General features: G+C 42.9%; 7 protein-coding genes. All 7 read right to left on the reverse strand.

Annotation, left to right across the window (positions count from 1 at the left end):
• Nucleotides 1-117 precede the first annotated feature (117 nt).
• The 7 genes from ESE_RS0101010 to tgt all read right to left on the reverse strand — a co-directional run bounded on the left by ESE_RS0101010 (nucleotide 118) and on the right by tgt (nucleotide 8,196).
• Complete coding sequence (locus ESE_RS0101010; RefSeq protein ID WP_010369784.1) at nucleotides 118-1,254, reverse strand: glycerate kinase; 1,137 nt, start codon at nucleotides 1,252-1,254, stop codon at nucleotides 118-120.
• A gap of 78 nt (nucleotides 1,255-1,332) precedes the next feature.
• On the reverse strand, nucleotides 1,333-2,841 hold the full coding sequence (locus ESE_RS0101015; RefSeq protein ID WP_010369787.1) for a hypothetical protein: 1,509 nt from the start codon (nucleotides 2,839-2,841) through the stop codon (nucleotides 1,333-1,335).
• Between the two features lie 194 nt (nucleotides 2,842-3,035).
• Nucleotides 3,036-4,394, reverse strand: a complete 1,359-nt coding sequence (locus tag ESE_RS0101020) for a DEAD/DEAH box helicase (RefSeq protein ID WP_010369790.1) — start codon at nucleotides 4,392-4,394, stop codon at nucleotides 3,036-3,038.
• Nucleotides 4,394-5,344: a DHH family phosphoesterase gene (locus ESE_RS0101025; RefSeq protein ID WP_010369793.1), complete on the reverse strand. Its 951-nt coding sequence runs from the start codon at nucleotides 5,342-5,344 to the stop codon at nucleotides 4,394-4,396. The genes ESE_RS0101020 and ESE_RS0101025 overlap by 1 nt, the downstream gene beginning before the upstream one ends.
• 116 nt (nucleotides 5,345-5,460) lie before the next feature.
• Complete coding sequence (dinB, locus tag ESE_RS0101030; RefSeq protein WP_010369796.1) at nucleotides 5,461-6,579, reverse strand: DNA polymerase IV; 1,119 nt, start codon at nucleotides 6,577-6,579, stop codon at nucleotides 5,461-5,463.
• A gap of 76 nt (nucleotides 6,580-6,655) precedes the next feature.
• A complete protein-coding gene (gene yajC, locus ESE_RS0101035) occupies nucleotides 6,656-7,015 on the reverse strand; it encodes a preprotein translocase subunit YajC (RefSeq protein WP_010369799.1) in 360 nt (119 codons plus the stop codon).
• Nucleotides 7,016-7,050: 35 nt separating this feature from the next.
• Nucleotides 7,051-8,196, reverse strand: a complete 1,146-nt coding sequence (gene tgt / locus ESE_RS0101040) for a tRNA guanosine(34) transglycosylase Tgt (RefSeq protein WP_010369801.1) — start codon at nucleotides 8,194-8,196, stop codon at nucleotides 7,051-7,053.
• Nucleotides 8,197-8,431 lie beyond the last annotated feature (235 nt).

The following is an 8,431-nucleotide window of genomic DNA, read 5'->3' on the forward strand; positions in this document are numbered from 1 at the left end:
CATCCACAACGTTTCTGTTGGCTCTCAAACCATAAATGATATGTCCTTGTTCATTATTGTAACATATTAAGAACTTCTAATAACCGTTTTTGTTTGCTTGAAATGTTTTTGTAAAAGTTATTTGGTATTTAGCAATCGCGCGATGTTCTCAGCTGTTCGTGTGAGATTTGCCTCACCATCCTTCATTGCAGTCGGCAAATCAACTGCACCCGGCACGATGCTGAACACCGCATCGATACCCAAATCATACAATGTATCAATGCCATCCCCAACGTATCCAGCCAATCCAATGACCTTCGCATCGGGTGAGGCTTGCTTAATCGCTTGCGCTGCACCCATTGGCGTCTTACCGTATTGCGTTTGAAAATCAATCGCACCTTCGCCGACAAATGCGACATCCGCATTGGCAGATTTGGCGACTAATGCAGTTGCTGCAACAACCAAACTAATGCCCGATTGCATCTTAGCCTGTGTGAACGCCAACATACCTGCTCCGAGTCCGCCGGCAGCGCCCGCCCCCGGTGTATTAGCCAAGTCGATACCCAATTGTGCCTTAACCACCTTGGCATAATTTGTCAAAGCCGTATCGAGTTCGGCCACCATCGCTGGTGTCGCACCCTTTTGTGGGCCAAAGACGGCTGACGCACCAGTTTCACCAACCAATGGATTCGTGACATCTGATGCCAATAAGATTTCAGACTCAGCCACGCGCGGATCAATGTGGCTCATATCAATCCTGGATAACTGTGCTAACGGCGCACCACCATGAGCGATTTGCTGACCATTTTCATCAAGGAACCGGACACCCAACGCTTCAGCCATGCCAGCCCCACCATCGTTTGTGGCAGAACCGCCAAGTCCGATGATGAAGCGACGCAACCCGCGATTCAACGCATCTTTGATCAATTGGCCCGTGCCAAACGTCGTCGTAATCAGCGGATTTTTCGTTTCCTCTGTCACGAATTGAATACCAGATGCCGCTGACATTTCAATTACAGCCGTCTGACCATCACCTAGAACACCGTAAAAGGCCGTCACCGTTTCGCCCAACGGATTTTGTACATCAACAGCGATGATATCACCGTCCGTTGCATCAACTAATGACTGAACAGTGCCTTCACCGCCATCGGCCATCGGTACCAATTCATAGTCCGCGTCTGGATAAATTTTTTGCAAGCCAACTTGAATGGCCAGAGCCGCCTCTTTTGCTGTCATACTACCTTTAAATGAATCTGGGGCAATTACAAATTTCATATCAATTCCTCACTGAGTTGACCGTGGTTTTGAAAAAGACGCCGTTTATACCACTAATAAAACTTTCCGTGTACGAATTTAATAATCTAAACGATGAGCCACGAACGGACTAATTTTTGCATATAATTGCGGTTTAATCTTGTCATCCACATAGGAAACGATGCCAGGAGTTTTACTACCAATAACAATCTGACCGGATGGCAACTCGACACCACTATCATGTTCATATACATCATAAAAATTCAATTCGTCGAAGTCCACTGCTACAATCTGTTCACTATTGTCTAATCGATACTGAAAGTAATTCAATAAATTCGCATAATCACTAGTTGTAGATATCGATTTCAATAAATATTGAAAATCAAACACTGTGAGAATTGGGTACACATCATGTTCTTCATACAAAAATAATCCTTGTTGGTGTGCCAAAAGAGAAAAGTTCCACAAAGTAACAGTGACGCCAATAATCCCCCTAATCGGTTCCATTATATCTACGTTAACCTTATCCTTACCAACGCGAGTAAATATTTTTTCACCATCCTGTATAGCTTGTACAGCTCGACTGATTTGTTGTGATGCCTTCACTGCGTATTTATCATAAGTTGTTTGTAGCTTTTTCCTAGCATGTAAAACATTCGACAACCCCAAATTAATTCTAGATGCTTTTATTTCAACAACCCAATTAAATCCGTCAGATTGTAATAGTAAATCTTGTTCAGCCTCTTGTCCGTCAATTTCAACATAATAATTTGGTTGAATTTTAACTTCAGGATCAATCCTAGTTAATTCTTTACTGATAATTTCAACAACATAATCCTCAAATTTAGTTTGTATTCTTTTCAGTGCTTTATTCTGTTGTGTTAAGAACATATATTCCATTGTAATTTGAAAACTACCGTGTTGATTTGGAGCATATAAGAGATGCCCCTTATAAAATACCATTGGCAACAATTTTTTTCTGAGAACATTATACGCATCCTGGACACTTTCAACGTTGCGCATTTCTCGAGTAAGTTCTTGCAATTCCCACGAATTTTCTTCCAATTTTTTTGTTTCTTCATCAGTTACGAGCGACATCACTCCCCGTTCAAATGTTTCAAGCGAAATTTCGTTATTGCCCTCATTTGCAATAACGTACTTGATTAAACGAGAGGTACTTTTAACTTTAAATAGAGAGGCAATTGTATCATCAAAAAACTCGAAAAACTCTATCCATTGCCATGCTGAAATATATTCTAAATTAGAATTTGACATCGCAAAACTAGCGTCCAAAAATATGTCGCTATTTCCACGTTGATAATTTTTTTGGATGTTTGTTTTACTAAAACTATTGATTAATATCACCAATTTTCTTTCAAGTTTTAAAAAATCTGTTTTCGCTGATTTTTCTGTCACTGGCGCTGTAAGTGCATAAAACGAGATAGCTATGGCATTTTTTAAAGAATCAACAATAGTTTTATCTACAATGAAATCATCTGATTTCGCATCAGACATATTTTTATTAGTAAACATTGTATGGAATGCTTTTATTCTCGCTTCCATTGTATACCGTTCAACCAGTTGTGAAACTCGCTCCAAGTCCTTCATAAATCCCCCCTCATAAATTCAATACATGTTTGTTCATTTAATAATTTCTATCTAGATGTGTATCACTACCAATATAATTACACAATTTATACGGGTATGACCCCCATATATCTATCTTTCTAAATCTAAAAGTATAATTCAAGCATTTTATATACTAAAAAAGCGCGCAAATTGTATATTCGCGCGCTTTTATGCTACTTATCGTTAGCCTTTTTCTTAGCCTTACGCGCGGCACGAAGTGATTGACGTTCCTCAACACGCTTCTTGTACTTTGCATCACGGGCAATCGCAGACTTAATCTGACGCTTGTAACCAGGCTTAACGTTCTTCTTCTTCTTTTTAACCAAACCAATCATCGTTGGGTCTAGCTTAACAGTTGACTTTGAACGTTGCTTACGACGACGACGATCATAACCAGGCTTAAGCTCACCATGTGAGTAAGTCATTGGTTCAAACGTCACACCCATGTTTTCGACCGCTTGCACGCGTTCTTCTTCATCTGGATTGTAAATCGTAATGGCCGTTCCTTCCATACCGTTTCGACCAGTACGGCCAACACGGTGCACGAAGAATTCAAGCTCCGTTGGAATCCCATCATTGATGATCAATGATACACCAGGGATATCAATTCCACGTGCGGCCAAATCAGTGGCCACGACATATTGATAGTCCAAGTGTTGGATTTGTTGCATGGTACGCTTACGTTCACGTGGTTGAATACCACCGTGGATTTCAGCGACCTTCAAACCACGGTTACGCAATGCCTTGGTTAATTCACGCGCACGTTCCTTCGTGTTGGTGAACACCAACGCCATGTATGGGTTTCCCATCGTCAATAACTCGTAAACCAAGTCATCCTTCTTCATGCCCTTCGTACCAACTAACAAGTTAGTAATCGTTGGGGCGATAACGGTTTCTGTTGGAATTTCTTCCACAACAGGGTTCGTTAGGTACTTCTTCAAGAATGGTTGCAACTTTTGTGGAATCGTAGCTGAGAAGACCAACATTTGCAAATCTTCTGGCATCGCACCTGCGATTGCATCAACTTCTGGTAGGAAGCCCAAATCCATGGTCATATCCGCTTCATCGACAACCAAAGCTGATGCCGTGTGGATATCCAACCCACCAGCCGTATATAAGTCCTTGATACGTCCTGGTGTTCCAATCACAATTTGTGGTTGTGTACTTTCCAATTGGTGCATTTGGCGGACCTTATCAGTCCCACCAACATACAAGCCAATGCGTGGCTGTTGGTCAGCCGGGAATCCTGTACCCAATTGCTTGGCTGCTGCATAGATTTGTTGCGCCAACTCACGAGAAGGCGTGGTAATCACGGCTTGCACCTTTTGAGCAGTTGGATCAAACTTTTGGAAAATTGGAATCAAAAATGTGTGTGTCTTACCTGATCCAGTTTGTGATTGTCCCACAACGGAACGTCCTTGCATCACAACGGGAATCAAGCGTTCTTGCACCTTCGTTGGTGTGGTGAAACGAATTTCATCCAACGCCGTATAAATTTCTGGGCGCAAGTTGTAGTCAGTAAACTTAGCCATTATGCTTCTGTTTGCTCCTTCAATGTTTCATCGGCTTCACGAATAATCTCATGGACTTCATCAATGTCCTTGGCAAAAGCACCTGAGGCAAACTTGTGTCCGCCGCCACCATGTCGCTTTGCAATTTCGTTAATCACCGTGTTACGTGAACGTAGTCGGACACGGAAAAAGCCATCATCTTGCTGTTCAAAGACAGCCCAGGCCTTAACTGTGTTAATCTTTCCTAGTAATGGGACAATAAAGGCCGTCCCAAAATCACCAAGATTGAAGTTTTCAACAACTTCGTTCGTCAAAATAATGTAATTAAAGCCGTTATCGGTTGTGACCATGTTGTTATAAACATAGCCAGAAGCCCGGGCAGCTTCAACTGAGATGGTATCCATTTGTTGATTAATCTTAAACCAATCAAAATCAAACTTCATCAAATCAGCGACAACTTGCATCGTTTCAGACTTAGTCGCGTATAGGAAGCGACCTGTATCGCCGACGATACCGGCATACAAATATGAGGCACCTGCATCTGACAAAGTCAATTCGTCTTCAAATTCCTTATAGAAGGCAAAAATCATCGCCGACGTAGAAGAAGCGCCTTCAATCACCCACGTATAGTCGCCATATGGCTCGTCATTTGGGTGGTGGTCAATCTTAACCAACACCTTACCATAGTCGAAACGACGGTCATCGACACGTGGTGAGTTCGCTGTGTCGGTCACAATTACCAATGCATCATCGTAAAGTGAGTCTGGAATTTGCTCCATCTCACCCATCCAAGTCATGCTAGGCACTTGCTTGCCCACAACGTGAACCTGCTTCTCAGGGAACGACGTTTTAATTAACTCCGCCAAGCCAAATTGTGACCCAAAGGCATCTGGATCAGGGCGTTGGTGACGGTGAATAATAATCGTGTCCGCTGCCTTAATTTGCGCTAGAATTGCTGTTTGCGCTGTCATGATTCAATCTCAATTCTATCTAGTTTACAAACGTTGCTCGCAACGTTAACAGTTTGGGTCTACCACCCGCTACTTTAATAAGTATAGCAGAAAACCGCGGTAATTACGCGATTAGATTAGTTATCATACAGATTCAGGGGGATATTTTCAAAGGTTAGCGGTGCTAAATTTGTCATCGTTAATCCTAAGAGGCGAATTGGCTTTTGATATCCCCCTAATTCTTCCCAAATATCCGCTGCTAAACGTTCAAACTCGGTCGCATCATTTGGTAAATAATCTGGTTGGGTTGTCCGTCGTGTTTCCGTATTAAAATCTTCATCACGTACCTTTAATACCAAGGTTTTGCCGTGTAACGACCTTTTCTGTAGCGAACTCTCTAAGAGTGCGGCCAGTCGCTTTAGTTCAGCCATGATTTTCTCTTCGTTATCCAAAAACGGACCATACGTTCGTTCTTTGCCAACTGATTTCCGCTCACGTTGCCATTCAACTGGTCGGTCATCAACACCCCGGATTCGTCGGTAAAAGTCATACCCCATCCGTCCAAAATGTTGGGTCAATGTCGTTTGATCCATGGCATATAGCGCAGCGCCAGTTGTGACACCCAGTTCACGCATCCGTTCGGCCGTCTTTTGACCAACCCCACGGACCTCCTCAATTGGCAATGCATCTAAGAAAGGTCGAACGTCAGCTTCCCGAACAACGGTCAGCCCGGCTGGTTTATTGTGTTCAGAAGATAGCTTTGCCAAAAACTTATTAAACGATACCCCAACCGAACTGGTTAATTGCAGTTCTTCATAGATAGTTTGTTGTAGCGCATGGGCTAGCGCAACTGGATTATCAATGCCAATTTTATTTTCTGTTACGTCTAAATAAGCTTCATCAAATGCAATTGGTTCCACTTTGTCAGTATAACGATGAAAAATTTCATGGACCTGATTTGACACGGTCCGATATTTTTCAAAATTCGGCGTCAAAAAAGTTGCCTCTGGCGCTAATCGAAGTGCTTCGGCGGCGCTCATTGCAGAATGGACACCAAGTTGTCGTGCCTTATAGTTAGCTGTAGCAACCACACCACGGCCACTATGTTGTCGCGGATCACGCGCCAAAATTAAAGCCACCTCGGCAAGCGCAGGATTGTCTCGCGTTTCGACTTGTGCGTAAAAGGCATCCATATCAACATGTAAAATTTTTCGGTCAGTATGTAGTTGCACCGGAATTTCTAGTAAATCAGCCATCTTCGTCGCACGCCTTTCGTTTAAAATCCATAATAAAAAAGAACCTGAGAAATATCTACTCAGGCTCTTTCATCTATTACTTAGCGTCGTCTGACTTTTCGTCTGCCACAACATCAGCTGTCGTGTCGACGATTTCATCAGTTGCCGTTTCTGCCTTGGGTGCTTCAGCCACAGCTGGAGCTGCCTTAACAACTTGGCGGATTGCTGACAACTCGAATACCAAAATAACACCTTCAGCATCCAAATCAAACGTCTTTGCCTCATTATCAACGGCAGCGATCTTACCGTGCAAGCCACCGATTGTCACAACTTCGGCACCTGGTTGAACCGTGTTGATCATCTCTTGGCGCTTCTTTTGTGCCTTTTGTTGTGGGCGAATCATAATAAAGTACATTGCCGCCACGAAGACGACCAAAATCAAAATATTAGCACTCATAGTAGTACACTCCTCTAGGATTTATTTAACAATAGTTAGAACAAGCGCGCATTCGGATTCTTGTAACCGTAGTTTTCCATGACTTCTTCACGGAACTCAAGTAAGCGATCCTCAGCAATTGCTTGACGCATATCTTCCATCAACTTCAATAGGTAACGCAAATTGTGAACAGACGCAATGTTTTGCGCATACAATTCGTCAGCCTTAAACAAGTGGTGTAAGTATGCCTTAGTAAAGTTTTGTGAACCGTAGTCTTCCGTTTCGGGGTCAATTAGTGAAAAGTCATTCTTATACTTAGAATTCGTAATCACGATACGGCCCTTCGACGTCATCAAGGTTCCCTTACGTGCGATACGTGTTGGCAGCACAGAATCAAACATATCAATACCGCGGATAGCACCATCAATCAAAGAATCGGGTGCTGCCACCCCCATCAAATAACGTGGCTTGTTTTCGGGTAGGAATGGCACTGTGAAGTCGAGCACACGGTTCATTTCTTCCTTGGTTTCACCAACAGACAGACCACCAACGGCGTATCCAGGCAAATCAAGTGAAACAAGATCTGAAGCAGACTGCTTACGAAGCTCACGGAAACCGGCACCTTGCACAATACCAAATAGGGCTTGATCCTCCGGACGACGGTGGGCAGCTAAAGCACGTTCAGCCCAACGTGATGTGCGTTCAACTGAATTTTTCACGTAATCATACGTTTCAAAGTATGGAATTGCTTCATCCAATTGCATCATGACATCAGAACCCAAATTATTTTGAATGCGCATCGCAACCTCAGGTGATAGGAACATTTCTTCCCCGTTCACGTGATTACGGAACGTCACACCTTCTTCTTTAATGTTGTTGCGTTCTGACAATGACCACACTTGGAAGCCACCTGAATCAGTTAGAATTGGGCCATCCCAATTCATAAACTTGTGCAAACCACCAGCTTCGGCAATCAACTCGTCACCCGGACGAACCCATAGGTGGTACGTGTTTGACAAAATAAACTGTGACTTGATTTCTTTTAGTTCACGAGGTGACACATTCTTAACCGTGGCTTGTGTACCAACCGGCATAAACATTGGTGTCATAACTTCACCGTGGGGGGTTGTAATTTTACCCAAACGTGCACCAGTGTGCTTTTCCACGTGGAGTAGCTCGTACTTCACAGCATAATCAGACATGATGTGACTTCCTTTCTCTCTACCAAACCTCGGTAGCAATCGTTTCTATCTTGATGTTCTTTTCGACCGCTCGAAAAAACTAGCCAAATACAATTATATCAGAAAGAATGCCCAGACTACGCACAAATTCAATATTAATTGTGAGATGCGATGTTTTTGTGTCAGTTTTATCACTAATATATGTTAATTACCGTTTCTGATACAAAAAAGCCACCAACAAGTGGTGGCTTAAGGA

The sequence above is a fragment of the Weissella cibaria KACC 11862 genome (assembly GCF_000193635.1).
Taxonomy (GTDB): domain Bacteria; phylum Bacillota; class Bacilli; order Lactobacillales; family Lactobacillaceae; genus Weissella; species Weissella cibaria.

Coding starts and splice junctions, on each gene's coding strand:
- ESE_RS0101010 (WP_010369784.1), bottom strand. CDS start 1,254: ATGAAATTTGTAATTGCCCCAGATTCATTTAAAGGTAGTATGACAGCA.
- ESE_RS0101015 (WP_010369787.1), bottom strand. CDS start 2,841: ATGAAGGACTTGGAGCGAGTTTCACAACTGGTTGAACGGTATACAATG.
- ESE_RS0101020 (WP_010369790.1), bottom strand. CDS start 4,394: ATGGCTAAGTTTACTGACTACAACTTGCGCCCAGAAATTTATACGGCG.
- ESE_RS0101025 (WP_010369793.1), bottom strand. CDS start 5,344: ATGACAGCGCAAACAGCAATTCTAGCGCAAATTAAGGCAGCGGACACG.
- dinB (WP_010369796.1), bottom strand. CDS start 6,579: ATGGCTGATTTACTAGAAATTCCGGTGCAACTACATACTGACCGAAAA.
- yajC (WP_010369799.1), bottom strand. CDS start 7,015: ATGAGTGCTAATATTTTGATTTTGGTCGTCTTCGTGGCGGCAATGTAC.
- tgt (WP_010369801.1), bottom strand. CDS start 8,196: ATGTCTGATTATGCTGTGAAGTACGAGCTACTCCACGTGGAAAAGCAC.